Origin of the sequence: Arthrobacter celericrescens, from assembly GCF_003614925.1 — a bacterium.
GTDB lineage: Bacteria > Actinomycetota > Actinomycetes > Actinomycetales > Micrococcaceae > Arthrobacter > Arthrobacter celericrescens.
The window spans coordinates 36893-62190 of record NZ_QYLP01000101.1; the positions used below are offsets into that span (position 1 = coordinate 36893).

Annotated in this window: 34 protein-coding genes; 4 read left to right on the top strand and 30 right to left on the bottom strand. The window is 65.9% G+C overall.

What is annotated here, in order from left to right:
- Positions 1–3: 3 nt before the first annotated feature.
- Together D3654_RS19650 and D3654_RS19655 are read right to left on the bottom strand one after the other, a co-directional pair.
- Positions 4–891: an ABC transporter permease gene (locus D3654_RS19650; RefSeq protein ID WP_162943809.1), complete on the bottom strand. Its 888-nt coding sequence runs from the start codon at positions 889–891 to the stop codon at positions 4–6.
- Complete coding sequence (locus D3654_RS19655) at positions 888–1979, bottom strand: sugar phosphate isomerase/epimerase family protein (protein ID WP_162943810.1); 1092 nt, start codon at positions 1977–1979, stop codon at positions 888–890. Before D3654_RS19655 ends, D3654_RS19650 begins: the two co-directional genes overlap by 4 nt.
- Before the next feature lie 97 nt (positions 1980–2076).
- Here D3654_RS19655 and D3654_RS19660 point away from each other — a divergent pair, with 97 nt between their 5' ends.
- Genes D3654_RS19660 through D3654_RS19670 form a run of 3 tightly spaced genes read left to right on the top strand, consistent with a single transcriptional unit; the run spans position 2077 to position 4803 of the window.
- Positions 2077–2754 (top strand): FadR/GntR family transcriptional regulator, encoded by a 678-nt coding sequence (locus tag D3654_RS19660; RefSeq protein WP_120523139.1) that lies wholly within the window; start codon positions 2077–2079, stop codon positions 2752–2754.
- Positions 2751–4211: a chlorohydrolase family protein gene (locus D3654_RS19665; RefSeq protein ID WP_120523140.1), complete on the top strand. Its 1461-nt coding sequence runs from the start codon at positions 2751–2753 to the stop codon at positions 4209–4211. Before D3654_RS19660 ends, D3654_RS19665 begins: the two co-directional genes overlap by 4 nt.
- Positions 4212–4245: 34 nt before the next feature.
- Positions 4246–4803: a 2-oxo-4-hydroxy-4-carboxy-5-ureidoimidazoline decarboxylase gene (locus D3654_RS19670; RefSeq protein ID WP_205571869.1), complete on the top strand. Its 558-nt coding sequence runs from the start codon at positions 4246–4248 to the stop codon at positions 4801–4803.
- A 108-nt stretch (positions 4804–4911) separates the two neighbouring features.
- Here D3654_RS19670 and map read toward each other — a convergent pair whose 3' ends face one another.
- From map to rpsJ, 28 genes are all read right to left on the bottom strand, one after another.
- Positions 4912–5742, bottom strand: a complete 831-nt coding sequence (map, locus tag D3654_RS19675) for a type I methionyl aminopeptidase (protein ID WP_120523142.1) — start codon at positions 5740–5742, stop codon at positions 4912–4914.
- A 28-nt stretch (positions 5743–5770) separates the two neighbouring features.
- Positions 5771–6697 (bottom strand): NAD-dependent epimerase/dehydratase family protein, encoded by a 927-nt coding sequence (locus D3654_RS19680; protein WP_120523143.1) that lies wholly within the window; start codon positions 6695–6697, stop codon positions 5771–5773.
- Complete coding sequence (locus D3654_RS19685; RefSeq protein WP_120523144.1) at positions 6694–8421, bottom strand: class I adenylate-forming enzyme family protein; 1728 nt, start codon at positions 8419–8421, stop codon at positions 6694–6696. The genes D3654_RS19680 and D3654_RS19685 overlap by 4 nt, the downstream gene beginning before the upstream one ends.
- The gene (locus tag D3654_RS19690) at positions 8411–9601 is read right to left on the bottom strand and encodes a cytochrome P450 (RefSeq protein WP_120523145.1); all 1191 of its coding nucleotides are present in this window, start codon (positions 9599–9601) and stop codon (positions 8411–8413) included. The genes D3654_RS19685 and D3654_RS19690 overlap by 11 nt, the downstream gene beginning before the upstream one ends.
- Positions 9598–10416, bottom strand: a complete 819-nt coding sequence (locus D3654_RS19695) for a glycosyltransferase family 2 protein (protein WP_245413343.1) — start codon at positions 10414–10416, stop codon at positions 9598–9600. The genes D3654_RS19690 and D3654_RS19695 overlap by 4 nt, the downstream gene beginning before the upstream one ends.
- Positions 10413–11438 (bottom strand): 3-oxoacyl-ACP synthase III family protein, encoded by a 1026-nt coding sequence (locus tag D3654_RS19700; protein ID WP_120523243.1) that lies wholly within the window; start codon positions 11436–11438, stop codon positions 10413–10415. Before D3654_RS19700 ends, D3654_RS19695 begins: the two co-directional genes overlap by 4 nt.
- A gap of 103 nt (positions 11439–11541) precedes the next feature.
- Positions 11542–12111: an adenylate kinase gene (locus tag D3654_RS19705; RefSeq protein ID WP_205571871.1), complete on the bottom strand. Its 570-nt coding sequence runs from the start codon at positions 12109–12111 to the stop codon at positions 11542–11544.
- Between the two features lie 5 nt (positions 12112–12116).
- Positions 12117–13427 (bottom strand): preprotein translocase subunit SecY, encoded by a 1311-nt coding sequence (gene secY / locus D3654_RS19710; RefSeq protein WP_120523147.1) that lies wholly within the window; start codon positions 13425–13427, stop codon positions 12117–12119.
- A gap of 202 nt (positions 13428–13629) precedes the next feature.
- Complete coding sequence (gene rplO, locus D3654_RS19715) at positions 13630–14109, bottom strand: 50S ribosomal protein L15 (protein ID WP_070350376.1); 480 nt, start codon at positions 14107–14109, stop codon at positions 13630–13632.
- Positions 14109–14315, bottom strand: coding sequence for a 50S ribosomal protein L30 (gene rpmD / locus D3654_RS19720; protein ID WP_070350375.1), 207 nt, complete (start codon positions 14313–14315; stop codon positions 14109–14111). The genes rplO and rpmD overlap by 1 nt, the downstream gene beginning before the upstream one ends.
- A gap of 2 nt (positions 14316–14317) precedes the next feature.
- A complete protein-coding gene (gene rpsE / locus D3654_RS19725; RefSeq protein WP_205571870.1) occupies positions 14318–14992 on the bottom strand; it encodes a 30S ribosomal protein S5 in 675 nt (224 codons plus the stop codon).
- A 29-nt stretch (positions 14993–15021) separates the two neighbouring features.
- Positions 15022–15405: a 50S ribosomal protein L18 gene (gene rplR / locus D3654_RS19730; protein ID WP_074587797.1), complete on the bottom strand. Its 384-nt coding sequence runs from the start codon at positions 15403–15405 to the stop codon at positions 15022–15024.
- A gap of 3 nt (positions 15406–15408) precedes the next feature.
- Complete coding sequence (rplF, locus tag D3654_RS19735; RefSeq protein ID WP_120523149.1) at positions 15409–15945, bottom strand: 50S ribosomal protein L6; 537 nt, start codon at positions 15943–15945, stop codon at positions 15409–15411.
- Positions 15946–15963: 18 nt separating this feature from the next.
- Complete coding sequence (rpsH, locus tag D3654_RS19740) at positions 15964–16362, bottom strand: 30S ribosomal protein S8 (RefSeq protein WP_115790330.1); 399 nt, start codon at positions 16360–16362, stop codon at positions 15964–15966.
- Positions 16363–16444: 82 nt separating this feature from the next.
- On the bottom strand, positions 16445–17023 hold the full coding sequence (gene rplE, locus D3654_RS19745) for a 50S ribosomal protein L5 (RefSeq protein ID WP_070350370.1): 579 nt from the start codon (positions 17021–17023) through the stop codon (positions 16445–16447).
- Positions 17023–17385, bottom strand: a complete 363-nt coding sequence (gene rplX / locus D3654_RS19750) for a 50S ribosomal protein L24 (RefSeq protein WP_074587804.1) — start codon at positions 17383–17385, stop codon at positions 17023–17025. Before rplX ends, rplE begins: the two co-directional genes overlap by 1 nt.
- 3 nt (positions 17386–17388) lie before the next feature.
- Positions 17389–17757, bottom strand: a complete 369-nt coding sequence (gene rplN / locus D3654_RS19755) for a 50S ribosomal protein L14 (RefSeq protein WP_043119386.1) — start codon at positions 17755–17757, stop codon at positions 17389–17391.
- Positions 17758–18110: 353 nt separating this feature from the next.
- Positions 18111–18407, bottom strand: a complete 297-nt coding sequence (rpsQ, locus tag D3654_RS19760) for a 30S ribosomal protein S17 (RefSeq protein ID WP_070350367.1) — start codon at positions 18405–18407, stop codon at positions 18111–18113.
- Positions 18404–18724, bottom strand: coding sequence for a 50S ribosomal protein L29 (gene rpmC / locus D3654_RS20950; RefSeq protein ID WP_014922387.1), 321 nt, complete (start codon positions 18722–18724; stop codon positions 18404–18406). The genes rpsQ and rpmC overlap by 4 nt, the downstream gene beginning before the upstream one ends.
- A 2-nt stretch (positions 18725–18726) precedes the next feature.
- Entirely contained in the window at positions 18727–19143 is a 417-nt protein-coding gene (gene rplP / locus D3654_RS19770) for a 50S ribosomal protein L16 (RefSeq protein ID WP_070350365.1), read from the bottom strand.
- A complete protein-coding gene (rpsC, locus tag D3654_RS19775) occupies positions 19144–19965 on the bottom strand; it encodes a 30S ribosomal protein S3 (protein WP_070350364.1) in 822 nt (273 codons plus the stop codon). It abuts the gene before it with no gap.
- A complete protein-coding gene (gene rplV / locus D3654_RS19780) occupies positions 19966–20331 on the bottom strand; it encodes a 50S ribosomal protein L22 (RefSeq protein WP_074587810.1) in 366 nt (121 codons plus the stop codon). It lies immediately after the preceding gene.
- Between the two features lie 38 nt (positions 20332–20369).
- The gene (rpsS, locus tag D3654_RS19785; RefSeq protein WP_070350362.1) at positions 20370–20651 is read right to left on the bottom strand and encodes a 30S ribosomal protein S19; all 282 of its coding nucleotides are present in this window, start codon (positions 20649–20651) and stop codon (positions 20370–20372) included.
- A 12-nt stretch (positions 20652–20663) separates the two neighbouring features.
- A complete protein-coding gene (gene rplB / locus D3654_RS19790; RefSeq protein ID WP_074587812.1) occupies positions 20664–21503 on the bottom strand; it encodes a 50S ribosomal protein L2 in 840 nt (279 codons plus the stop codon).
- A 29-nt stretch (positions 21504–21532) separates the two neighbouring features.
- Positions 21533–21838 carry a 50S ribosomal protein L23 gene (gene rplW / locus D3654_RS19795; protein ID WP_070350360.1) on the bottom strand — a complete coding sequence of 102 codons (306 nt, stop codon included), beginning with the start codon at positions 21836–21838 and terminating at the stop codon, positions 21533–21535.
- A complete protein-coding gene (rplD, locus tag D3654_RS19800; RefSeq protein ID WP_120523150.1) occupies positions 21835–22452 on the bottom strand; it encodes a 50S ribosomal protein L4 in 618 nt (205 codons plus the stop codon). The genes rplW and rplD overlap by 4 nt, the downstream gene beginning before the upstream one ends.
- A 4-nt stretch (positions 22453–22456) precedes the next feature.
- Positions 22457–23107: a 50S ribosomal protein L3 gene (rplC, locus tag D3654_RS19805; protein ID WP_074587815.1), complete on the bottom strand. Its 651-nt coding sequence runs from the start codon at positions 23105–23107 to the stop codon at positions 22457–22459.
- 17 nt (positions 23108–23124) lie between these two features.
- On the bottom strand, positions 23125–23433 hold the full coding sequence (gene rpsJ, locus D3654_RS19810) for a 30S ribosomal protein S10 (protein ID WP_003803825.1): 309 nt from the start codon (positions 23431–23433) through the stop codon (positions 23125–23127).
- 382 nt (positions 23434–23815) lie between these two features.
- On the opposite strand from rpsJ, the gene D3654_RS19815 reads away from it, so the two are divergent.
- Positions 23816–25264: a GH1 family beta-glucosidase gene (locus D3654_RS19815; protein WP_120523244.1), complete on the top strand. Its 1449-nt coding sequence runs from the start codon at positions 23816–23818 to the stop codon at positions 25262–25264.
- The last annotated feature ends 34 nt before the right edge of the window (positions 25265–25298 follow it).

Here is a 25298-nt window from a genome sequence, read left to right on the forward strand (position 1 = left end):
GCCTCACTTCGCCTGGGTGAATTCGCCGCGGGGATCCAGGACTTCCCGGGCCCGGTCCGCGATGACGGTGGTCAGGGTGACGGCGGTGAGCAGCCCGAGGCCGGGGAAGCCGGCGATCCACCACTGTCCGGTGAGGAAGAACTGCTGGCCTTCGGTGATCATTTCGCCCCATTCGGCGGTGGGCGGCTGGGCTCCGAGCCCGAGATATCCCAGGGCGGCCAGGGACAGCACGGCTGCGCCGAACACGGCCGCCATCTGCAGGATCATGATCGGGACCAGGTGCGGGAGCACATGCCGGAACAGGACCCGGGCGGGGTGGGCACCGATCGCCATGGTGGAGCGGATGAAGTCCTGGCCGTACAGGCGCATCACTTCGCCGCGGAGGGTCCTCATGTACCAGGGGAAGGAATGCAGGGACAGGCCAATGACGGCCGCCGTGACGCCCGGCTTGAGGGCCATTGCGATGGCCATGGCCAGCAGCAGGGCTGGGAAGCACAGGATCGAGTTGGTCAGCCAGGTGAAGACGGTGTCCACCCAGCCGCGCATGGAGCCCGCAAGCAGGGCGGTCACGCAGCCGACGATCGCCCCGATGAGGGCAATGGCCAGGCCTGCAAGGATGGACGTCTGCCCTCCGGCGAGGAAGCGGGACATCACGTCGCGGCCGGTGTCATCCGTGCCCATCGGGTGCGCGAAGCTGGGGCCCTGGAGGACCGAGCCGAGGTTGATGGCTTCGGGCTGGATCCGCCAGAACAGCGGGCCGAGCAGCGTCAGCACCACCAGGGCGGCCAGCAGGGACAGGGCGAGCGTGAGCCTCCTGTCCCGTTTGAGGAAGCTGGTGAAGGGCCGGCGCCTGGCCGGGACAACGGCCTGCGGGGCGGCTATTGCTGTCATGAGAGTCCTTCCTCTCCGGAGAGGATCGTGGCCGGGGCAGCAATGCCGGCGCCGATCGTTGTGAGGATCCGCCGCAGCGTTGCGGCGCTGTGGAGCAGTTGCCGACGGCGTTCGGCAGGGGCGGGGTCGTCGTCCCAGCCGGCGAGGGGCGGGATGTCGCCGCGCGCCACGCCGTCGTGAGTCAGGGCCCCGAGGCGGGCCAACTGGCCGAGCTCCGGGGCGTCGAGGTGGGGTTCGTAGCGGAACCATGAGCGGTCGAAAACGGGGGTGTCGAACTTTCCGCGGTGCTGTTCGAGGGTGAAGTCACGCACCCCGGAGGCAAGCAGGCTGCCCAGGAGGACGTCCCAGTCGAGGACGCCTTCGCCGAGGGCGCGCAGCCGGCGCCGATACCCGTGCGGCACCGCGAAGAGGACCAGGTCCTCCAGGTGGGTCATGCGGATCGAGGGGCCGAGGGACGCTGCCACAGCGTGCGGATCTTCGCCGCGGACCACGAGGTTGGCGACGTCGAGCCCGATGCTGAAGACGGCGGGATCGAGGCCCTGCACCAGGGACAGGACCTCGCCCGAGGCGAGGTCCTCGTGGGTTTTGACGTTGATCCGGGCCCCAGTGTCCCGCGCTTTTGCGGCGAGGGATTCAACGTTTGCCCGGACCAGCCGGAGCTGCGCGGCGTGGTCCAGGAAGCGCCCTTGCTCCACCAGGCCTTCCCGCACGGAACGGGTGTAGACGAAGAATTCCGTGATGCCGAGGTCCAGGCCCCGCGCCAGGGCGGTGTGCAGTTCCTGCCGGACGGCGGCCGGATGACCGGCCGGGCCGGCGCAGCCCAGTCCCAGTTGGAGTTCGACGCCGGCGCGCCGGGCTTCGGCCGCCACCTCGTCGAGCGTGTCCTCGGTTTCGCCCGAAAGTTCCGCAGCGATGTTGTTCAAGACGACGAGCGTGAAGCCGTCGTCGACGGCCTGGCGGAGCGAATCAAGCAGCGGCAGCTGCTCCATTCCGGGGTAGCGGGTGAATTGGATGCCGAGTCGGACGGCGGGAAATTCCCTGTCTTCGGGCGACCTCGAGCCAGGAAATTGTTCTGTGATCTGGGTCATAGCGACTAAGATACACTCGTAAGACGTCTTACGAAAGAGTGGATTTTCAAACGTCCATGTGAGACGCTTCGTGGACGTTAGAACCTGAGGGGGCACCATGGCGGTGAACGGACGGCGCAGTGTGGTCGATGAAGCAATCGACGACATCCGCCAGCGGATTCGGCAGGGCGAGTGGGGACTGGGAGACCGGATCCCGCCCGAACCCGAACTGGGCAGGGCGTTGGGGCTGAGCCGCGCTCCTTTGCGCGAGGCTTTGCGTGCGCTGGTGCACGCGGGGCTCCTGGTGACCCGGCAGGGCGACGGGACGTTCGTGGCCGCCGTCGACGAACAGGAGATCGCCCTCCGCAAGGGCTTCCAGGACGCGGATCCCTTCGAGGCGGTCGAGGTCCGGCGCAGCCTTGACGTGCCCGCGGCGGCCCTCGCCGCACAGCGGCGGGACAAGGCCGACCTGGACAAGCTCGAGGACGCACTCCACCGCCGTCGTGCTGCTGCCGAAGCCCGCGATGACGAGGGATTCCGGGCAGCCGACATCGACTTCCACCGCGCCGTGGTGGATGCCGCGCACAACCAGCTCCTCGCCGGCATCTACGGGTCCCTGGCCGAGAACATCGACGGCGCCTGGACCTCCGCCGCCGGCCTCGACCGGGCCGCCCACGCAGGGCATGACAACCACGACGATCTTTTCGAAGCCATCCGCGACGGCTCCGTGCAGGACGCCATGCTGGTGGCCGGGGCCATCCTGGACAACCAGGCACACGATTTGGAGAACAAGTGATCACACGCATCAAGGCCGCCTTCGTGATCGGCTATGCCGACGGCGACCATTGCATCCTGCCCGACGCCGAGTTGGTCCACGAGGACGGGACCATCCTCTTCGTCGGCCGGAACTACCCCGGCACGGTGGATGTGGAGATCGACGCGGGGCAGGCGATCCTCTCCCCCGGTTTCATCGACCTCAACGCCCTGGCCGACATCGACCACGCCATCTTCGACTCCTGGCACGGCCCCGCGACCCGCCTCGGCCTGGTCTGGTCCGAGGCCTACCTGAAGGACCACGGCGCCGTCTTCACCCGGGAACAGGCCCGCTTCCGCCGCGAGTTCGCGCTCTCCCAGCTGGTGCGCAACGGCATCACCACGCTCATGCCCATCGCGTCGGAGAGTTACCACGAATGGTGCGAGGACTACCAGGACATGGCGGACACCGCCGAGGCCGTTGAAGCCCTCGGCGTCCGTGCCTACCTCGGCCCGAGCTACCGCACAGCCGTGCCATATACAGACGGTGCCCGCGTGCTGCTCCACGAAGACGAGCGCCGCGGCCTGGAGGGCCTGGAAGACGCGATCCGGTTCGCGCAGGACTACGAGGGCCGGGCAAATGGGCTGATCCGTACCGCCCTGGTGCCCGCGCGGATCGAGACCCAGACTGAGCAGACGCTGCGCCTGACCCGCAAGGCCGCCGACGACCTGGGCATTCCGGTGCGCCTGCACGCCGCCCAGGGGCTCTTCGAAATCGAGACCATGATCGCCCGGACCGGCAAGCGATCCCTGCCCTACCTCGCCGACCTCGGTTTCCTGGGCGAGAAGACCTTCATCCCGCATGCATGGACCGTGCCAGGCCACCCGCTCATGCCCGAAGCCTTCGGCAGCGGCGACGACCTCGCGCTGCTCGCGGACTCCGGCACGAGCGTCCTGCTCTGCCCCATCCCGATGGCCCACTACGGTGGCATGCTGGACAACTACGATTCCTACCGCGAGCGCGGCATCCGGATCGTGCTGGGCACGGACTCCGCCCCGCCGAACATGATCCGCGCCATGGACCTCGCCATGGGCATGACCAAGGCCACCACCGGAAACCGCACCAGCGCCCAGGCCGCGGACCTCTTCCGCTCGGCCACGCTGGACCCGGCCGAAGCGCTGGGCCGCCCGGACCTCGGCCGCCTCGCCCCCGGGGCGCAGGCCGACTACTTCGTGCTGGACCTGACCGGCCAGCACATCGGCCCGCACGGCGACCCCATCCGAACCATGGTGATGAACGCGGACGGCCGCGACATCACCCGCGTGGTGGTTGCCGGCCGCACAGTGGTCGACGGCGGCGAGATCGTCACCGTGGACACGGACAGCTACCGCGAGCGGGCACAGGAATTCCTGGACCTCTACATCGCCTCGTTGAGTGTCTCGGACCACGCCCGCCGATCCACCGAAGAACTCCTGCCGGCGAGCTTCCCGCTCCGCTGACACCCTGCATCCGCGATATTGAAAGGAAACCGTCTTGAACACCTCTCTTGAGATGCAAGGAGTCAAACGGCTCAACGACCTCCCCCGTGACGAGTTCGTCAAAGTGATGCCCGAACTGTGCCACCTTCCCGTGGAAGACTGGGCAATCGACGTTGACCGTCAACGGCCGTTCAGTGACTTCGACGACCTGATCGCAAAGGCGCGCTCAGCTGTCACAGCCCTGAGTGACGCCAACGTGGTCGCTGCCCACGTTGGCTTGAGGCGACTGGGATCCACGCACGACGGCTTCACCGGCCGGCGGCTGCGGTGGGCCAAGCAGGAATCCGCCCGCATGGACCGGGACGAGGAAGCCCTTCAGGCGCTGAACGAGGCCCAGGACGCCTACGAAGCAAAGTTCGGCCACGTCTTCCTGATCTGCGCAACCGGACTGACGAACGATGAGATGCTGGCCGCGCTCCGCGCACGCTTGGCGAATTCACCCGAGGCGGAGTGCGACGCGGTCAGGGAGGAACTGCGCAAACTGGTGGCCATCCGCCTCACGAAGCTCGTTGACGAGTTAAACGATCCGGAAGCGGCCCTCACCGAGGCATAACCGGCTGCTCGACCGGACATGTCCACCCTTGGAACCAAACGATGGGCATTTAAGTGAAATGTCCACTCCTGGTGGCCAGGAGTGGACATGTCCGGTGGTGGATTGGGCTCAGGCCGGGATCGGCACCGGGGTGACGCCGAACTGCGCGAGCCGCTCCGCACCGCCGTCGGGCGCGGACAGGACCCAGATGCCCTTCTCGTGCACGGCCACGGAGTGCTCCCACTGGCAGGAACGCTGGCCGTCGGTGGTGACCACGGTCCAGTCGTCCTCAAGGGTAGCGGTCTCGATTCCGCCGCGGACCAGCATCGGCTCGATCGCCAGGCACAGCCCCGGGCGGATCTTCGGCCCGCGGTGGCCGGTGCGGTAGTTCAGCACGTCGGGGGCCATGTGCATTTCGGAGCCGATGCCGTGGCCCACGTAGTCCTCCAAGATGCCCAGCGGCTTGCCGGGGACGGCGGAGACGTAGTCGTCGATCGCGTTGCCGATGTCGCCCACGAACTTGCCCTTGGCCAGGGCGGCGATGCCGCGCCACATGGCTTCCTCGGTGACGTCGGAGAGGCGCTGGTCCTCCGGGTCCACGGTGCCCACGATCACGGTGCGCGCGGAGTCGGAGTGCCAGCCGTCCACGATCGCGCCGCCGTCGATCGAGATGATGTCGCCGTCCTGCAACACGCGGTCGCCCGGGATGCCGTGGACCACTTCCTCGTTGACTGAGGCGCAGATGGTGGCCGGGAAGCCGTGGTAGCCGAGGAAGTTGGACTTGGCGCCGGCGTCGTTGAGCACGGCGGCGAACACTGCGTCCAGTTCGCGGGTGCTGACGCCCGGCTTGGCGGCGGCCACTGCGGCGTCGAGGGCACGGCTGAGCACCAGCCCGGCCTCGTGCATCTTGCGCATCTGCTGGTTGGACTTGTATTCGATACGGGGCTGGCCGAACGCCATGGTCTCCTCGGGGGTTGCTCTCAGCGGCTCATGCAGGGCGCACGTGCCTTGGCTCTGCCAACCATTTTCCCGCATCGGCGAGCGTGGTCGAAATCGGATCCACTCCGAGCTCACCGCGGAGCCGGTCCAGGCAGTAAGTCCGCTGCATGCCGAGCTGGCTCACGGCATAACGGGTGAGCCGCGGCGGCCTGCGGACTGCGGCTGCCACGCCGTCGGATACACCGGCCAGGGCCATGGCCAGCGGACCCGGGAGGTACTTCACGGCCACGCCTCCATGGCCGGTGGCGTTCAGCGCGGAACGCAGCACGGCGCCCAGCGGCACCGGGCCGGCGTCGGCCACATTCACGGCACCCCGCACTTCGGACGTGCAGGCAGCGAGCGCCGCCGTCGTGAGGTTTTCGATGTGCGTGAGCTGGTGCAGGACACCGGGATGGCCCACGCTCAGCAAGGTGCCGCGGCGGATGTTGGACAGCAGCCGCGGCAGCAGGGTCCGGTCCCCCGGCCCGTACACTGCGTGCGGGCGCAGCACCAGGGCGTCGGGATGGCGGCGGGCCTCGACGTCGGCCAGCGCCTTGCTCCGGCCGTAGGCGCCCAGGTGCCGCGCGGCGGGTTCCTCCTCGGCCCGGTCGATGCAGGGCTCCCACCACGGGTAGACGCTGGAACTGGAAATGTGCACCAGCCGGGTGCCCGGAAAGGCCTCCGCGACGGCCCGCGTGCCCAGGGCGTTGACGCGATGGAACACTCGCGCAGGTCCCCAGTCCGCCACTAGGGCCCCGGCATGCACGACGGCGTCCACCATCGGCGGGCGCGCGGGCGGCGGGCCGGCGAGGTCCCACGCGAGGATTCCGGGCGCCGGCCGACGGCCGAAGCGGACCACCTCCCAGCCGCGGGCTTCGGCGGCATCGGCGATGGCACCGCCGACGAAACCTGCCGCTCCGGTGACGGCGATCCTCATGCCCGGACTCCTGCCTGTTTCGAAGCGGCCTTCGGCGCGTCCGCGACGGCAGCGAAGTCCGCCCGCAGCTTCGCCCGGTCGGTCTTGCGGTGCCGGCCGCCCACCGGGAGTTCCTGCAGGACTTCGATCCGGTCCGGTAGGGCGGATTCGTCGATGAGCCGGGGCAGTTCCCGGGCCAGCCGCGCCCTCACCTTCGCCGGTTCCTCCCCTGCTGAGGGAACGACGGCGAGCCATACTGCCTCGTCGCCGTTGGCGTCCGGCACGCCCACCATGGCCGCCTGGGCCACACCGGGGACCTTCATGATCAGCGGCTCGTACAGCGCCGGGTAGATGTTGGTCTTGCCGCGGATGATCATGTCCTTCTTGCGCCCGATCATCACCAGCCGGGGCTTCCCGTCCGGGCCGCCGTGGTCCAGCCGGACGAGGTCTCCGGTGGCGTGCTCGGACATGTCCGGCTGCCCGAGGTAGCCGCGGCACATGTTGGGGCCGCTGGCCAGCAGTTCGTGGTCTGCCGCGACCCTGATGCGCACCCCCGGGAGGGGCGCGCCCAGGAAATCGCCCGCGCCGCTGCCGTCCGGCGCAGTCAGTTCGGCTTCCGCCCCGGAGGCGAAGGCGAGCTTTTCCGCGCCGTCGGAGATGGCGATCGGCAGCAGCTCGGTCATGCCGTAGATGAGCTTGAAGTCGACGCCGGGCAGCACGCGCATGGCGCGTTCCAGGAACGGGGCCAGGACGGGCGCCGCGCCGAGCATCACGGTCCGCAGGGTGCGCGGCAGCACCACCGTCCCGGCTTCCACGGCGTCCAGGATGGGCGCCAGCTGGGAGGGCACCAGGAAGAGGTGGGTTACGCCGTCGTACTCTCCGGGAACGGGACCCAGCTCGGCGGCGAGACGCAGCGGATCGATGTGCGCGGAGAAGCCGTAGGCGGGCATGGTCCAGTGCGCCCCGGCGATCAGGGCCGGCAGGCCCATCATGAGCTGCTCGGAATGGATCCGGTCGCCGGCGTCGAAGGTGCAGCGCTGGGTCAGCTGCCCGAAGCCCGCCGCCAACGAACCGCGGGTGTGGACCACGCCTTTCGGATGGCCGGTGGTGCCCGAGGTGAAAATGATCACCGCCTCCTGCCCGGGCACGGCTTCGGGCACGGACAGCAGCCCGGCCGTGTGCCCCGCGCCCGCCAGCTCCTTGACCGGCCGCGCACCTCGGGGCACCCCCGGGAGCCACGGACCGGAGTAGAGGTGCCGCACGTCCATGGCGCCGTAGTCCGGAAGCAGGAGCCCGCGGCGGCGGGCGAGGGGCCGCAGCGGCCCTTTGGCGCTCAATGCGTACAGCAGGGACTCGGCGGCAGCCCAGCGCGGCGCGGCGAGGTCCGCGCGGTCCTTGAACAACGCCGGGCCGATCCCAGGATCGATGAAGACAATGGACCCGCCCGCCCGGACCGCACCCAGCGCCAGGACGAAGGCATCCGGGCCCGGCCGCACGGAGAACAGCATCCGTTCCCCGGGCCCGAACCCCTCGGCCCGCAGGGCGAAGGCGGTGGACTCGATCCCTTCCACCAGGGCTGCGTAGCTGATGGTCCGGCCCGGCACCGGAAACGTCCGGCCCGGCACCGGAAACTTCCTGCCCGGCGTTCTCCTGCCCGGCGCCGTGATGGCGGGCCGTTCCGGCCAGCGGCGGGCGGATTCGTACACGCCGGCGATCAGGTCGGCGCCGGAGGAATCATCGTTCATTGGCCAGCTCCAGGGTGTCGTATCCGGGGATGAGGACCCGCCGTTTGACGCGCCGGGACACGATTTGCCAGGGCTGCTGCGCGTAAAGGTCCAGCAGGCTCTCGAGCGTGGAATTGATCTGCGCCATCGCCAGCGGCATTCCGATGCAGAAGTGCGGGCCGGCGCCGAACCAGAGCTGCCGGGCGTGCGGGGGGACGGTGCGTTCCGGGTCGAAGCCGCCCAGGCTCTTGGCCGCGTGGACCGTGGAGAGCAGCAGCCGGTCCCCCGCCCGGAACCGCACGCCGCCCAGCGTCCCGGAGCCGACGGCGTCGCGCAACATCATCGGCGAGGGCACCGTGAAGCGGAGGCCCTCATTGACGGCGGCGGGCAGGGCGGCACGGTCCGCCGCCAGCGCGGGCAGGCGACCGGCGTCGGCCAGCACCGCGACAATCCGCGGGATGAACGACACCAGCGTCTCGGTGCCGACGATCACGAACGCGCTGACCACGCCCACCGCTTCCTGCTCGCTCATGCCCAGCGCCCGCAGGCGCCCGGGGAAGGTTTCCGGTGCACCGCTGCGGTAGGCCTTGCGGGCCGGGCCTGCCAGGCGCTCGACGGCGGCACGGGCTTTGGCGGTCTGCGCCGGTGTCAGCTGGTGGCGGCCCAGCCGGACCAGGGAGGTGATGGAGGAGCCGAGGTCGTACAGTTCCCGGTCCGGCAGGCGGCCCGGGGCGTCTTCGGCAAGGCCCAGGATCCTGGCGATCACGCCCCCGGACAATTCCTTGACCGCCCCCACGACGTCCACGCGGCGGCCCGCCGGCAGCTCGCCGGCCAGCTGCTCGCGAAGCCTGGCCGCGGCAGGCTCCACAATGCCGGCCACGGAGTGGGCCGTGAACGCCCCGCCGAGGCGCCGGCGCATTTCCAGGTGCGCGGCGCCGTCCATGTTGAGCAGCGCCTTGGGTCCCACCACCGGTGTCCACAGCCCGCCGGACGCGGACGGTCCCTGCTTGACGAAGCGTTCATTGTCCATCAGGACCTCGCGCAGCAGGCCGGCTTCGCTGACGAGGATCCCGAGCCCGGGAATCCGCTGCACGCGGCGACGGTAGCCGAGGCCGCGGATCAGCGGATACAGCACCGGATGGGCGCCCAGGTGGAGCCGCCGCTCCCAGCGTTCCAGGTCCCCGCTTTGCACGGAACTCACCGGATGTCCACCACCTCGGGCTTGTACCGATGGTCCGCATACCAGGCGAGGGTGTTCTTCAGCCCCCAGGCCTTCACGCGCCGGGAGGAGCCGTACACCACCACGTCGCGGCGCAGACCGTAGGCCCGGGTGAGCCTGCGGACCCGGTTGGAAAGGGCCCGGTCTTCGTGGACCTCCTCGATCCGGGTCCGGGGAAAGCCGCCGGAACGGTGGTACATGGCTGCGGTGATCGCCATGTTGCAGCCGGGCAGCATCAGGTACGGGCCCAGGTAGTCCTGGCCCTTGTTTCCCGGCCGGATCCGGCCGAAGAAGGAGGCCACCTCGACGGCGAGCAGCATCGTCCGCCGTTCAGTCGCCGTGATCCCTTCGTCCTCCCGCGGGATCAGCTGTCCGGCCACCAGTTCCAGGCCGTCGTCGAACGCCTTCATGATCCGCGCGGTCCAGTCCGGCGCGGCCAGGCAGTCCGCGTCCGTGCGGGCCAGCCACGTGGCCCCGTGCAGGACGCCGAAGCGCATTCCGGTGTCGGCCGCGGCGCCGGTGCCTTTCCGGCGTTCGTGGATCAGCCGGATGTCCATCCCGGGGTGCTCCGCGGCGAAGCCGGCCACGATCCCGCAACTGCGGTCCGTGGAACCGTTGTCCACCACGACGACAGTGAAATCCCCGTGCTCCTGGGCCGCCAGCGACTCAAGGGTCTGCCGGATCAGCTTTTCCTCGTTCAGGACAGGTACCGCGATGCTGAGGGGCCGGACCGCCGTCGTACTGGAAAGGCCTTCTGCGTTCGAAGGTCCAGCGGCACCGGCGGGGCCGCCGCTCACAGCCGCACCACCGCGACGCCCAGGCTGACGCCGCCCGCCAGGCCCACGAGTGCCACGAGGTCACCGGGCTCGCAGCGGCCGCTGTCCAAGGCAAGCTTCAGTTGCAGGGGCAGCGTCACGGAGGCGAGGTTCCCGTAGTCCTCCACGGTGGGCACCAGCCTGGCCTCGGGGACGCCGGCGCCCCGGGCGAACACCTCCCGGTAGGGCGCGCTGACCTGGTGCACGCAGACCACGGCGAAGTCGTGCCAGGACAGCCCCAGCCGCTCCAGGGTCGAGTGCAGGATGCCGCTGCCGAGGTCCAGGAAGGCGTCCTTGAGTTTCTCCCCGTCCATCGAGAAGTACGTCGCGTCCGGGTCCCGCGGGTAGGCGGAGCCGCCGCCGGCTAGCGTGCCGACGGACCAGTGGGTGCTTTTCGCGGAGAAGCCGAAACCCAGCACCCCGGCGGCAGAACCGTCCGCGGGTTCCACCAAGGCCGCGTACCCGCCGTCGCTCATGGTGTATCCCGGGAAGGACGCCGCAAACGTCCCGAAGTCCGGCACCGTCCAGCGCACCGCCCGCGACGGCGACTCCCCGCCCGCCACGAGGACCTTCCCGTAGCGGCCGGCGGCCACGAAGGAATCGGCCACTTCGAGCCCGTTGAGGAAGCTGTTGCACGCGTTCTTGACGTCCATCACCGGGCAGTGCAGGCCGAGCTTCGCTGCGACGATGTGCGCCGTGGCCGGTTCCACCATGTCCTGGCTGGCGGAAGCGAAGATCAGCAGGTCGATGTCGGAGGCCGGCAGGCCGCGTTCGGCGAGGACCTTGGCGGCGGCGTTGACGGCAAGGTCCGAGGCCTGTTCCGTAGCGGACATGATGCTGCGGTTGCGGATTCCTGTCACCCTGGCGATCAGGCCGCGGGGCACTGTGAAGCCGGGGCTCTCCAGCCGCAAGCGCCGCTCGACGCCGGCGGTGTCCAGGCGTCCGGGCGGCAGGTACACCTCCACCCCGGAGATCCGGCTGTGTCCCGGCGCTGCTGCGGCCATCCGCTCCCCCATATCCCAGTCCGGACCGGGAAACACAAAAAGGGTGCGTCCCGCACTCATGGTACGGGACGCACCCTTTTAGGAAGCGTCAGTTGCGCCGTGTTCAGACAGCCTTGGCGGCTTCGATGGCCAGCACCACGCGGTTGGTGACCTCGTCGATGCCGCCGATGCCGTCCACCTGGGTGAGGATGCCGCGCTCGGCATACTTCGCCACTACGGCTTCGGTCTGCTCGTGGTACAGGTCCAGGCGGTGGCGGATGACAGCCTCGTTGTCGTCCGAGCGGCCGGTTTCCTTGGCGCGGCCAAGCAAGCGGCTGACGAGTTCCTCGTCGTCGGCGGTCAGCTGAAGCACTACGTCGAGCTTCTCCTGTCCTTCCGCGAGGATCTGGTCGAGGTAGTCGACCTGCGCCGTGGTGCGCGGGTAGCCGTCCAGCAGGAAGCCGTTCTCGACGTCGGACTCGCCCAGGCGGTCGCGGACCATCTTGTTGGTGACCGCGTCCGGGACGAAGTCGCCGGCATCCATGTACTTCTTGGCTTCGATTCCCAGCGGGGTTTCGCCCTTGACGTTGGCACGGAAGATGTCGCCGGTGGAGATGGCGACTACGCCCAGACGCTCGGAAATCCGCTCAGCCTGGGTACCCTTGCCCGAACCCGGAGGTCCAATGATCAGCATTCTCGTCATCGCAAAAGCCCTTCGTAGTGACGTTGTTGTAGCTGCGCATCAATCTGCTTGACGGTTTCCAGGCCGACGCCCACCATGATCAGGATCGAGGTGCCACCGAACGGGAAGTTCTGGTTGGCGCCGATCAGGACCAGGGCGATCAGCGGGATCAGCGCCACGAAGCCGAGGTAGACGGCTCCGGGAAGGGTGATCCTGGAAAGCACGTACTGCAGGTAGTCCGCGGTCGGTTTGCCCGCCCGGATGCCCGGAATAAACCCGCCGTACTTCTTCATGTTGTCGGACACTTCTTCGGGGTTGAAGGTGATGGCGACGTAGAAGTAGGTGAAGAAAACGATCATGGCGAAGTAGAGGGCCATGTAGATGGGGTGGTCACCGCGGGTGAGGTTGTTGTTGATCCATTCGACCCACGGAGCCATCTGCTCCCCCGCCTTCGGCTGGTTGAACTGCGCAATCAGGCCAGGCAGGTAGAGCATGGAGGAAGCGAAGATGACGGGCACGACGCCGGCCATGTTCACCTTGATCGGGATGTAGGTGCTGGTTCCGCCTACGGTCCGGCGGCCGACCATGCGTTTGGCGTACTGCACCGGGATGCGCCGCTGGGACTGCTCGACGAAAACCACCAGGGCCACGGTCACGAGGCCGATGACGAGCACGGTGAAGAAGGTGCCCGGACCCTTGGAGGACCAGATGGCGCCGAGGGAGGTGGGGAACGTGGCCGCGATCGAGGTGAAGATCAGCAGGGACATGCCGTTGCCGACGCCCTTCTCGGTCACCAGTTCACCCATCCACATGATGAGGCCGGTGCCGGCCGTCAGCGTGATGATGACCAGGATGGTGGTGATGATGCTGGTGTCCGGGATGATCGGCAGCTGGCAGTTCGGCAGGAGCTGGCCGGAGCGGGCCAGCGACACCAGCGTGGTGGCGTTCAGGAGGCCCAGGGCGATCGTGAGGTAGCGCGTGTACTGGGTCAGCTTGCCCTGCCCCGAAGCGCCTTCTTCGTACAGCTGCTGGAACCGTGGGATCACCACGCGGAGCAGCTGCACAATGATGCTGGCGGTGATGTAGGGCATGATGCCCAGCGCGAAGATGGAAACCTGCAGCAGCGCTCCGCCGCTGAACAGGTTCACGAGCTGGTACAGGCTCCCTTGTGTCTGACCGCCCTGCAAACACTGCTGCACATTCTGGTAGTTCACACCAGGCGAGGGAATGAAGGCACCCAAGCGGAAGATTGTGATGATTCCCAGCGTGAACAACAGCTTGCGTCGCAAATCAGGCGTCCGAAACGCCCGGCCGAATGCGCTAAGCAAGCGTCCTCCTGAGTAGAAAAATCCAAAGGTATCTGTGGGCCCAATGAAACCCAACACCCGAGTCTAGCGGTTGTATGCGCGATGCGAACAATCGGGAGGCCCCGAAAACGAAAAACTCCCGGTGCGCCGGGCCGAAGCCCCGCACACCGGGAGTTGTTTCACAACAGGGTGGAACCCCCGCCGCTCCTCCGGGATGGGTCCCTTAGAGAGCGGTGGTGGTGCCGCCTGCTGCAGCGATCTTTTCCGCAGCGCTGGCGGAGAAAGCGTGGGCGGTGACGTCAACCTTGACGGTGATGTCGCCGGTGCCCAGCACCTTCACGGGCTGGTTCTTGCGAACGGCACCCTTCTCGACCAGAGCCTCGACGGTCACAGCGCCGCCTTCCGGGAACAGCTCGTTGAGCTTGTCCAGGTTCACAACCTGGAACTCGACCCGGAACGGGTTCTTGAAGCCGCGCAGCTTCGGCAGGCGCATGTGCAGCGGCAGCTGGCCGCCGGCAAAGCCAGCCTTGACCTGGTAGCGGGCCTTCGTACCCTTGGTACCGCGACCGGCGGTCTTACCCTTGGAGCCTTCACCACGACCAACACGGGTCTTGGCGGTCTTGGCACCCGGGGCGGGACGCAGGTGGTGGACCTTCAGTGCGTGCTGCTTCTCGGCAGCCTCTGCGGTCTTGTTCTCGGCCATTACTTCGCCTCCTCAACATTCACGAGGTGCGGAACCGTGTTGAGCATGCCCACGGTCACGGCGTCAGCGTTACGGACAACGGTGTGTCCGATGCGCTTGAGGCCGAGGGAGCGCAGGGTCTCGCGCTGGTTCTGCTTGGCGCCGATGACGCCCTTGATCTGGGTGATCTCCAACTTGGCGTCGGAGGGAGTCAGGTTCTTAGCCATGACTAGGCACCTGCCTTCTGGTTCTGGATGGCGCGCACCAGAGCAGCCGGAGCAACCTCGTCCAGCGGCAGGCCACGGCGGGCTGCCACGGAAGCGGGCTCTTCCAGGCGCTTCAGGGCGTCAACAGTCGCGTGAACGATGTTGATGGCGTTGGAGGAACCGAGCGACTTGGAGAGGACGTCGTGGATACCGACGCACTCCAGTACTGCACGGACCGGACCGCCGGCGATAACACCGGTACCCGGGGAAGCCGGACGCAGCATGACGACGCCGGCTGCGGCCTCACCCTGCACGCGGTGCGGGATGCTGTTGCCGACGCGCGGGACGCGGAAGAAGGACTTCTTGGCCTCTTCGACACCCTTTGCGATGGCTGCGGGAACTTCCTTGGCCTTGCCATAGCCGACGCCGACCAGACCGTTGCCGTCACCGACGACGACGAGGGCGGTGAAGCTGAAGCGACGACCACCCTTGACGACCTTGGCGACACGGTTGATGGTCACAACGCGCTCGACGAACTGGCTCTTCTCGGCCTCACGGCCGCCGTCGCGGCCACCACGGCCACCACGGTCGCCGCGGCCCTGGCCACGGTCGCCACGCTCGCCGCCGCGACGGCCGCCACGGCGGTCGTCGGTGGCAGCAGCGGTCTCAGTTGCCTCAGCAGCTGCAGCTTCAGTCACCTGAATGTCCTTTTCGTTATTCTCAACGGTCACAGTGCCAGCCCACCTTCGCGTGCACCGTCAGCGACGGCGGCGATGCGGCCGTGGTACTTGTTACCACCGCGGTCGAACACAACCGCTTCGATGCCGGCAGCCTTTGCGCGCTCTGCAACGAGCTCGCCAACGCGCTTGGCCTTGGCGGTCTTGTCACCGTCAAACGCGCGCAGGTCGGCTTCCAGGGTGGAAGCGTAGGCCACAGTGACACCCTTGCTGTCGTCGACAACCTGGACGAATACGTGGCGTGCGGAGCGGTTGACCACCAGGCGGGGGCGGACAGCCGTACCGACGATGCGCTTGCGGATACGAAGCTGGCGGCGGCTGCGGGCAGCTGCCTTGCTCTTGTTCGTGCGCTTCTTGTTAATTGCGATGGCCATGGTTTACTTACCAGCCTTTCCGACCTTGCGGCGGATGACTTCGCCGGCGTAACGGACACCCTTGCCCTTGTAGGGGTCGGGCTTGCGCAGCTTGCGAATGTTGGCAGCAACCTCGCCGACCTGCTGCTTGGAGATACCGGCGACCGAGAACTTGGTCGGGCCCTCAACCGTGAAGGTGATGCCTTCAGGAGCAGAGATGTTGACCGGGTGGCTGAAACCGAGAGCGAACTCAAGGTCGGAGCCCTTGGCCTGGACGCGGTAACCGGTACCGACGATCTCAAGCTTCTTCTCGTAGCCCTTGGTGACACCCTCGATCATGTTGGCGATGAGGGTACGGGTCAGGCCGTGCAGCGAGCGGGAGTTGCGCTCGTCGTTCGGGCGGGTAACCGTCAGGGTGTTCTCGTCCAGGGAGACCTCGATCGGGCTGGCAACTGTGTGGCTCAGCTCGCCCTTGGCGCCCTTGACGCTGATGACGGAGCCATCAACCTTGACGTCGACGCCGGCGGGAACGGTGATGGGGAGACGTCCAATACGTGACATTATTCTCTTCCTTTCCCGTTACCAGACGTACGCGAGGACTTCGCCGCCCACGCCCTTCTTGCCGGCCTGCTTGTCAGTCAGGAGGCCGGAAGAGGTGGACAGGATTGCGATACCCAGGCCACCCAGCACGTGGGGCAGGTTGGTGGACTTCGCGTAAACGCGCAGACCCGGCTTGGAAATACGGCGGACACCGGCAATCGAACGCTCGCGGTTCGGACCGAACTTGAGGTCGATGGTCAGCTTCTTGCCAACTTCAGCTTCCTCTTCCTTCCAGCCGGCGATGTAGCCTTCGGCCTTCAGGATGTCGGCAACGCGTGCCTTCAGCTTGCTGTACGGCATGGTCACGGAGTCGTGGTATGCCGAGTTGGCGTTGCGCAGACGCGTAAGCATGTCTGCGACAGGATCTGTCATAGTCATTTGGGCTCTTGCCCTTCCTCGTAGCGGTTTCCGCCGTTCTGCTCGCTAGGGAGACAGGGCAGCGGACCTCTTACGTAGTTGATTAGTCTTCGGATTTGAACGGGAAGCCGAGTGCCTTGAGCAGTGCACGGCCTTCGTCGTCGGTCTTGGCGGTGGTGACAACCGTGATGTCCATGCCGCGGACGCGGTCGATGGAGTCCTGGTCGATCTCGTGGAACATAACCTGCTCGGTCAGACCGAAGGTGTAGTTGCCGTTGCCGTCGAACTGCTTGCCGTTGAGGCCGCGGAAGTCGCGGATACGGGGCAGGGCGAGGGTGACCAGACGGTCCACGAATTCCCACATGCGGTCGCCACGGAGGGTGGCGTGTGCACCGATCGGCATGCCTTCGCGCAGCTTGAACTGGGCGATGGACTTGCGGGCCTTGGTGACCTGCGGCTTCTGGCCGGTGATCAGGGTCAGGTCGCGGACAGCGCCGTCGATCAGCTTGGAGTCCTTGGCGGCATCTCCAACACCCATGTTCACAACGACCTTCACGAGGCGGGGAACCTGGTTCACGTTCTCGTACTTGAATTCCTCAAGCAGGGACTGCTTGATGGATTCGGCGTACTTGGTCTTCAGACGCGGAACGATCTTTACCGGAGTCTCGAGAGTCTCAGTCATTAGATGTCCTTCCCGGTGGCCTTGGACACGCGGATGCGAACGGTCTTCTTCTTGCCGTCCTTCTCAACGGTCTCGACACGGAAACCGACGCGGGTCGGCTTCTTGGTCGAGGGGTCAACCAGAGCCACGTTCGAGATGTGGATCGGAGCCTCGACGATCTCGATGCCGCCGGTCTTGGTGCCGCGCTGCGACTGTCCGACCTTGGTGTGCTTGGTCACGCGGTTGATGCCTTCCACGAGGACGCGGTTAGCCTCAGGGAATACGCGAAGAACCTTGCCCTGCTTGCCACGGTCGCCGCCGCGGTCCTGCTTGGCACCGGTGATGACCTGAACGAGGTCACCCTTCTTGATCTTTGCACCCATGGGTTACAGCACCTCCGGAGCCAGGGAGACGATCTTCATGAACTTCTTGTCGCGAAGCTCGCGGCCAACCGGGCCGAAGATACGGGTACCGCGGGGGTCACCGTCGTTCTTCAGGATCACAGCTGCGTTCTCGTCAAACTTGATGTAGGAACCGTCCGCGCGGCGGCGTTCCTTCTTGGTGCGAACGACGACGGCCTTGACGACGTCGCCCTTCTTTACGTTGCCGCCCGGGATAGCGTCCTTGACGGTTGCGACGATGACGTCGCCAATGCCTGCGTAGCGACGGCCGGAACCACCGAGAACGCGAATGGTAAGGATTTCCTTAGCACCCGTGTTGTCGGCGACCTTCAGTCGCGACTCCTGCTGAATCAATTTCTACTCCTTGCGTCGCGCCGGTTCTCAAGCCGAAATCGTGCATACGGAATGAGCCTTGCGGAACGGTTGATCGGGGTGTCTCTGGACCTGCCTGGATTTTGCCAGAGCAGGCCTAAACGCCCATGCCAGAAGCATCAGCTTCCCTTGCCGGGAAAACCGGCGCGGGGGCAGTATGCCATGGCACGATTGTTTACGAGGTGGTTGCAGACGCACAAATGGCGCCATACAAACTCAATATCCTAGCATGCTTCGGCCCTACGACCGAAACGGACCGAAACGCGGAAGGGCCCGCATCCCTTGCGGAATGCGGGCCCTTCCAGTGAATCCCTGCCGGTAGGCCGGCGTCGGATTTACTTGGCCTTTTCGAGGATCTCCACGAGGCGCCACCGCTTGGTGGCGGACAGCGGGCGGGTCTCGGCGATGAGGACGAGGTCGCCGATGCCGGCGGTGTTCTCTTCGTCGTGAGCCTTGATCTTCGAGGTGCGGCGAATAACCTTGCCGTACAGAGCGTGCTTCACGCGGTCTTCAACCTGGACAACGATGGTCTTTTCCATCTTGTCCGAGACAACGTAGCCGCGACGCGTCTTACGGTAACCGCGCTGTTCAGCGCTGGCTGCTGCTTCCGTCACAGTTTCCTTCTCGCTCACTTGGCGTCCTCTCCAGCTTCAACCTCGGCCTTTTCAGCCTTGGCAGCCTTCTTGGACTTCTTTTCTTCCTTGGCTTCCACAACCGGTGCGGCAACCTCGGCACGAATGCCCAGCTCGCGCTCACGGAGAACGGTGTAGATGCGTGCGATGTCCTTCTTTACCGCGCGCAGACGACCGTGGTTCTCCAGCTGGCCGGTGGCGGACTGGAAACGCAGGTTGAACAGCTCTTCCTTGGACTTGCGGAGTTCCTCAACGAGACGCTCGTTGTCGAAACCGTCCAGCTGTGCGGGTGCGAGATCCTTCGACCCTACTGCCATTTCTATTCACCACCTTCGCGACGCACAATGCGTGCCTTCAACGGCAGCTTGTGGATTGCCAGGCGCAGTGCCTCGCGAGCTACCTCTTCATTGACGCCGGAGAGTTCGAAGAGAACCCGGCCCGGCTTGACGTTTGCGACCCACCATTCCGGAGAACCCTTACCGGAACCCATGCGGGTTTCGGCCGGCTTCTTGGTCAGCGGACGGTCCGGGTAGATGTTGATCCAGACCTTACCGCCACGCTTGATGTGGCGGGTCATCGCGATACGGGCGGACTCGATCTGACGGTTGGTCACGTATGCCGGGCTCAGGGCCTGGATACCGAACTCACCGAAGTTGACCTTGGTGCCACCCGTTGCAGCGCCGGAACGACCCGGGTGGTGCTGCTTACGGTGCTTGACTCGACGTGGGATAAGCATTTAAGCCTGTCCTCCTTCTGCTGCCGGAGCAGCAGCTTCAGCTGCCGGAGCTTCAGCGGCAGCGGGTGCTGCCTCAGCTGCCGGACGGTCGTTACGACGACGGCGGTCGCCACCCGGGCGGCCCGGGCGGTCACCGGCGCGGCCGCGGGACGGAGCAGCAGCTGCCTGCTGAGCCAGTTCCTTGGCGGTGACGTCGCCCTTGTAGATCCAGACCTTCACGCCGATGCGGCCGAAGGTGGTCTTGGCCTCGTAGAAGCCGTAGTCGATGTTCGCGCGCAGGGTGTGCAGCGGCACACGGCCTTCGCGGTAGAACTCGGAGCGGGACATTTCCGCGCCGCCCAGTCGACCCGAGCAGGCGATACGGATACCCTTGGCGCCCGCACGCTGTGCGGACTGCATGGCCTTCTTCATCGCACGGCGGAAAGCCACGCGGGAAGTCAGCTGCTCAGCAACGCCCTGGGCAACCAGCTGTGCTTCGATCTCCGGGTTCTTGACCTCGAGGATGTTCAGCTGGACCTGCTTGCCGGTCAGCTTTTCGAGCTCGCCGCGGATGCGGTCGGCTTCGGCGCCGCGGCGGCCGATGACGATGCCCGGACGTGCCGTGTGGATGTCCACGCGGACGCGGTCGCGGGTGCGCTCGATCTCGACCTTGGCGATGCCGGCGCGCTCCATGCCCGTGGACATGAGCTGGCGGATGCGGATGTCTTCGCGGACGAAGTCCTTGTACCGCTGGCCGTTCTTGGTGCTGTCAGCGAACCAGTGCGAAACGTGATCGGTGGTGATACCGAGTCGGAACCCGTGCGGGTTTACTTTCTGTCCCACTTAGCGAGCCTCCTCTTTCTCCGGGGTAGCGACTACCACGGTGATGTGGCTCGTGCGCTTCTTGATCTGGTAGGCGCGACCCTGTGCACGCGGCTGGAACCGCTTCATGGTCGGGCCCTCGTCAACAAACGCTTCGCTGATGTAGAGGTCGCCCTCGTCAAAGGCAACGCCGTCGCGGTCCGCGAGGACACGGGCGTTTGCCATTGCCGACTGAACTACCTTGAATACCGGCTCCGAAGCTGCCTGCTGGGCAAACTTCAGAATTGCCAGAGCCTCGTTCGCTTGCTTGCCACGAACAAGGTTGACGACGCGCCGGGCCTTCATAGGCGTTACGCGGATGTGACGCGCAATAGCCTTGGCTTCCATTGCTTTCCTTCTCTCGTCTTAGCCGTAGAGCGAGCGCCTTAGCGGCGCTTGCCCTTACGGTCGTCCTTGACATGGCCGCGGAAAGTCCGCGTGGGAGCGAATTCGCCGAGCTTGTGCCCGACCATCGACTCAGTGACAAACACCGGGATGTGCTTGCGTCCGTCGTGAACGGCGATCGTGTGACCCAGCATGTCCGGGATGATCATCGAACGGCGGGACCAGGTCTTGATGACGTTCTTGGTGCCCTTTTCGTTTTCCTTCGCGACCTTCACAAAGAGGTGCTGGTCAACGAAAGGACCTTTTTTCAGGCTGCGTGGCATGTGTCCAGGCTCCTATCGCTTGTTCTTGCCAGTACGGCGGCGACGAACAATAAGCTTGTCGCTCTCTTTGTTGGGGCGGCGGGTACGGCCCTCGGGCTTGCCGTTGGGGTTGACCGGGTGACGACCACCGGAGGTCTTACCTTCACCACCACCGTGCGGGTGGTCAACCGGGTTCATGGCGACACCACGGACGGTCGGGCGGACGCCCTTCCAGCGCATACGGCCGGCCTTGCCCCAGTTGATGTTCGACTGCTCGGCGTTGCCGACCTCGCCGACGGTTGCGCGGCAGCGCACGTCGACGTTGCGGATTTCGCCGGAGGGCAGGCGCAGCTGGGCGAAACGGCCTTCCTTGGCAACGAGCTGCACCGAAGCACCGGCGGAGCGGGCCATCTTGGCGCCGCCACCCGGACGCAGTTCGACTGCGTGGATCACGGTACCGACGGGGATGTTGCGCAGGGGCAGGTTGTTGCCCGGCTTGATGTCAGCGTCCGGACCGGCCTCAACGAAGTCACCCTGGGACAGCTTGTTGGGGGCGATGATGTAACGCTTGGTGCCATCAACGTAGTGCAGGAGCGCGATGCGGGCCGTACGGTTCGGATCGTACTCGATTTCGGCAACGCGGGCGTTGACGCCGTCCTTGTCGTGACGACGGAAGTCGATCAGACGGTACTGCCGCTTGTGTCCACCACCCTTGTGACGGGTGGTGATCTTACCGGTGTTGTTACGGCCGCCGGTCTTGTGCAGCGGACGCAGCAGCGACTTTTCCGGAGTCGATCGCGTGATTTCAGCGAAGTCGGCTACGCTCGAGCCACGGCGGCCCGGGGTAGTCGGCTTGTATTTACGGATTCCCATAATTTATTTCCTCGTTAAAGTGGTCTCCGCTACGCGAGCGGACCGCCGAAGATGTCGATAGTGCCTTCCTTCAGGGTGACAATCGCACGCTTGGTGCTCTTGCGCTGTCCCCATCCGAACTTGGTCCGCTTGCGCTTACCGGCACGGTTGATGGTGTTGATCGATTCGACCTTGACGGAGAAGATCTTCTCCACCGCCAGCTTGATCTCGGTCTTGTTCGAACGGGGGTCCACCAGGAAGGTGTACTTGCCCTCGTCGATCAGGCCGTAGCTCTTTTCCGAAACGACGGGTGCGATGACGACGTCGCGCGGGTCCTTGATGGTGGTGACGCTCACTTGGCGGCCTCCTCGTTCTTTGCCTTGTCAGCGACGAACGCTTCGAAAGCAGCCTTGGTGAAGACCACATCGTCGGAAACCAGGACGTCGTAGGTGTTCAGCTGGTCCACGTAGAGGGTGTGGACGTCGGCGAGGTTGCGCACGGACAGTGCAGCAACATCGTTGGCGCGTTCGATCACGACGAGCAGGTTCTTGCGCTCGGTAACAGCCTTCAGCGTCGCCAGGGCGTCCTTGGTGGACGGCTTGGTGCCGGCAACCAGCTCAGCGACGACGTGGATGCGGCCGTTACGGGCGCGGTCCGACAGGGCGCCACGGAGAGCAGCGGCCTTCATCTTCTTGGGGGTGCGCTGGGAGTAGTCACGCGGGGTCGGGCCGTGGACGATGCCACCACCGGTCATGTGCGGAGCACGGATCGAACCCTGGCGGGCGCGGCCGGTACCCTTCTGCTTGAACGGCTTGCGGCCTGCACCGGAAACTTCAGCGCGGGTCTTGGTCTTGTGGGTACCCTGGCGTGCGGCAGCGAGCTGGGCGACGACGACCTGGTGCAGCAGCGGCACGTTGGTCTGGACGTCGAAGATCTCTGCAGGCAGGTCTACCTTCACAGTGCTAGTCATTGAACTAGGCTCCCTTCACGGCGGAACGTACGAGTACGACCTGGCCGCGGGCACCGGGGACGGCACCCTTGATAAGGAGCAGCGACTTCTCAACGTCAACGGCGTGAACGGTGAGGTTCAGCGTGGTGTGACGTACGGCGCCCATGCGGCCGGCCATTTTCAGGCCCTTGAAGACGCGGCTCGGGGTGGATGCGCCACCGATGGAACCAGGCTTACGGTGGTTCTTGTGCGCACCATGGGAAGCACCGACACCGGAGAAGCCGTGACGCTTCATAACACCGGCGAAGCCCTTACCCTTGCTGGTGCCGACGACGTCGATCTTCTGGCCGGCTTCGAAGAGCTCAACAGAGAGCTCCTGGCCCAGCTCGTAAGACGCGGCGTCTGCAGTGCGCAGTTCGACGACGTGGCGGCGGGGGGTCACGCCGGCCTTCTCAAAGTGACCAGCCAGCGGCTTGGTGACCTTGCGGGGATCGATCTGGCCGTAGCCGATCTGAACGGCGACGTAGCCGTCGGCTTCTGCGTTGCGCAGCTGGGTGACGACGTTGGAGTCAGCCTGGACGACAGTTACCGGGATGAGCTTGTTGTTCTCGTCCCAGACCTGGGTCATGCCGAGCTTCGTGCCCAGCAGGCCCTTTACGTTACGGGTTGCGGTCATAGTCTCTCAGCACCTCCCTACAGCTTGATTTCGATGTTCACGTCAGCCGGCAGGTCGAGACGCATGAGCGAGTCAACAGCCTTCGGCGTGGGGTCGATGATGTCGATCAGACGCTTGTGAGTACGCATTTCGAAGTGCTCACGGCTGTCCTTGTACTTGTGGGGAGAGCGGATAACGCAGTACACGTTCTTCTCCGTCGGAAGCGGCACCGGGCCTACTACCGTTGCGCCTGCGCGCGTGACCGTCTCAACGATCTTCCGTGCTGAAACATCAATGACCTCGTGGTCATATGACTTCAGCCGGATGCGGATTTTTTGTCCCGCCATGTCGCCTGACTCTCTTTCAGTCTGTGCTTCCCTGGGTTAGGGCTGCCCTGTTTACTTGCGTTCCGTGGCTGCCGAAGCAATTGAGGCTTTACCACCACCCACCGCACGGCTTGAATCCGGAAATTCCGGGTTCCTCAAACCGCCGATGCTCCGACCCCCGCGGTCGGGCGTGTCGCGCTTTTCACGCAAAACGATCCGTCATTCCTTGGGGGATCAGGGTTATGTTTGGGCTCCAGCCTGGACCCTGCACCCGGCATTATCCGGATCGGGACGCGAAGGAGCGCTTGAACAACTCATCTAGTATGCCGGAATTCGCCGGCAGATGCGAATCGGGCTGCCGGAACCCGTTGCCATCGTCCGCGGCGGTGATCATGATGGGGGCATGACCGTCCAGGCAGGACCCACCGTAGAGCATCTTGCAGGCCTGTTCCCTGCCGGATTCATCCTCGGAGTCGCCACCGCGGCGTTCCAGATCGAGGGCTCCCTGGACGTGGACGGCCGGGGACCGTCCAGCTGGGACGCGTTCGCAGAGAAGCCCGGGACGATCACCGACGGCGCGTCAGCCGCCGTCGCCTGCGACCACTATAACCGCAGCGGCGAAGACATCGCCCTGATGCGGGAGCTCGGCGTCGATTCCTACCGTTTCTCCCTGTCCTGGTCCCGGATCCAGCCGGACGGCAGGGGTCCGGCGAACGAGCAGGGGCTGGACTTCTATGACCGCCTGACCGACAAGCTGCTTGCTGCCGGCATCTCCCCCATGGCGACCCTCTTCCATTGGGATACTCCCCTGGCATTGGAGCACGACGGCGGGTGGCTCAGCCGCGCGACGGCCGGAAGGTTCGCCGACTATGTCGCCCTGGTCGCTGCCCGCCTGGGCGACCGGATTGCCCAGTGGGTCACCCTGAATGAACCGGTGTCCGTGGCGCTTCAGGGCTACGGCCTCGGGGTCCACGCGCCGGGCCGCCGGCTCCTGTTCGACGCGCTCCCGGCAGTCCACCACCAGTTGCTGGGCCACGGCCTGGCGGTCCAGGCCATTCGTGCGGCCCGAGCAATCGGCCGCATCGGCGTGGCCAACATGCACGCGCCCGTCAGCCCCGCAGGTGCGGGCTTCAAGGACGGGCTGATGGCAACCACTTTCGACCTGCTGGTTAACCGCATCTTCGCCGACCCGCTCCTGACCGGAAGCTATCCGACACCGCCGCTGTTGGTGCGCCCGTGGTTCAAGGTGCTCGGCAACGCCTCCGACGACGACATGCGGGTCATCCACCAGCCCCTGGACTTCTACGGGGTCAACTACTACTATCCTGTCAGGATCGCGGCCGGCGGAGGCACCCACAGCACCCCGGCGGGCGACAGCGAGATGATGGCCAAGTTGCCCTTCCACCTGGTGCCGTTCCCTGAGTACGGGGTCACGGGCTTCGGGTGGCCGGTGGCTCCCGATCACCTCGGGACCCTGCTCCGCTCCCTCAAGGACCGCTATGGCCAGGCCCTGCCGCCGGTGATGATCACCGAGAGCGGCGCGAGCTTCCCGGAACCCGCGCGCGTTACCGGAACGCTGCGGGACCAGGACCGGATCGAATACCTCGCCGGCCACCTGGGCCACGTGCTGGCTGCGACCGGTCCGGGCGGCATTGCCCACGACGTCGAACTGCTCGGCTACTACGTCTGGACGCTCCTGGACAATTTCGAATGGGCTGCCGGATTCTCACAGCGCTTCGGCCTGGTCCATGTGGACTTCGAAACCCTGCAAAGGACACCCAAGGAATCCTTCTACTGGTACAGGTCACTCAGCCGGGCACGCCGCAGCCGACTGCGAGGGCAGACTGCCTAGGGCAGCGGCCGTTTTGGCACAACCCTGCTGAAAC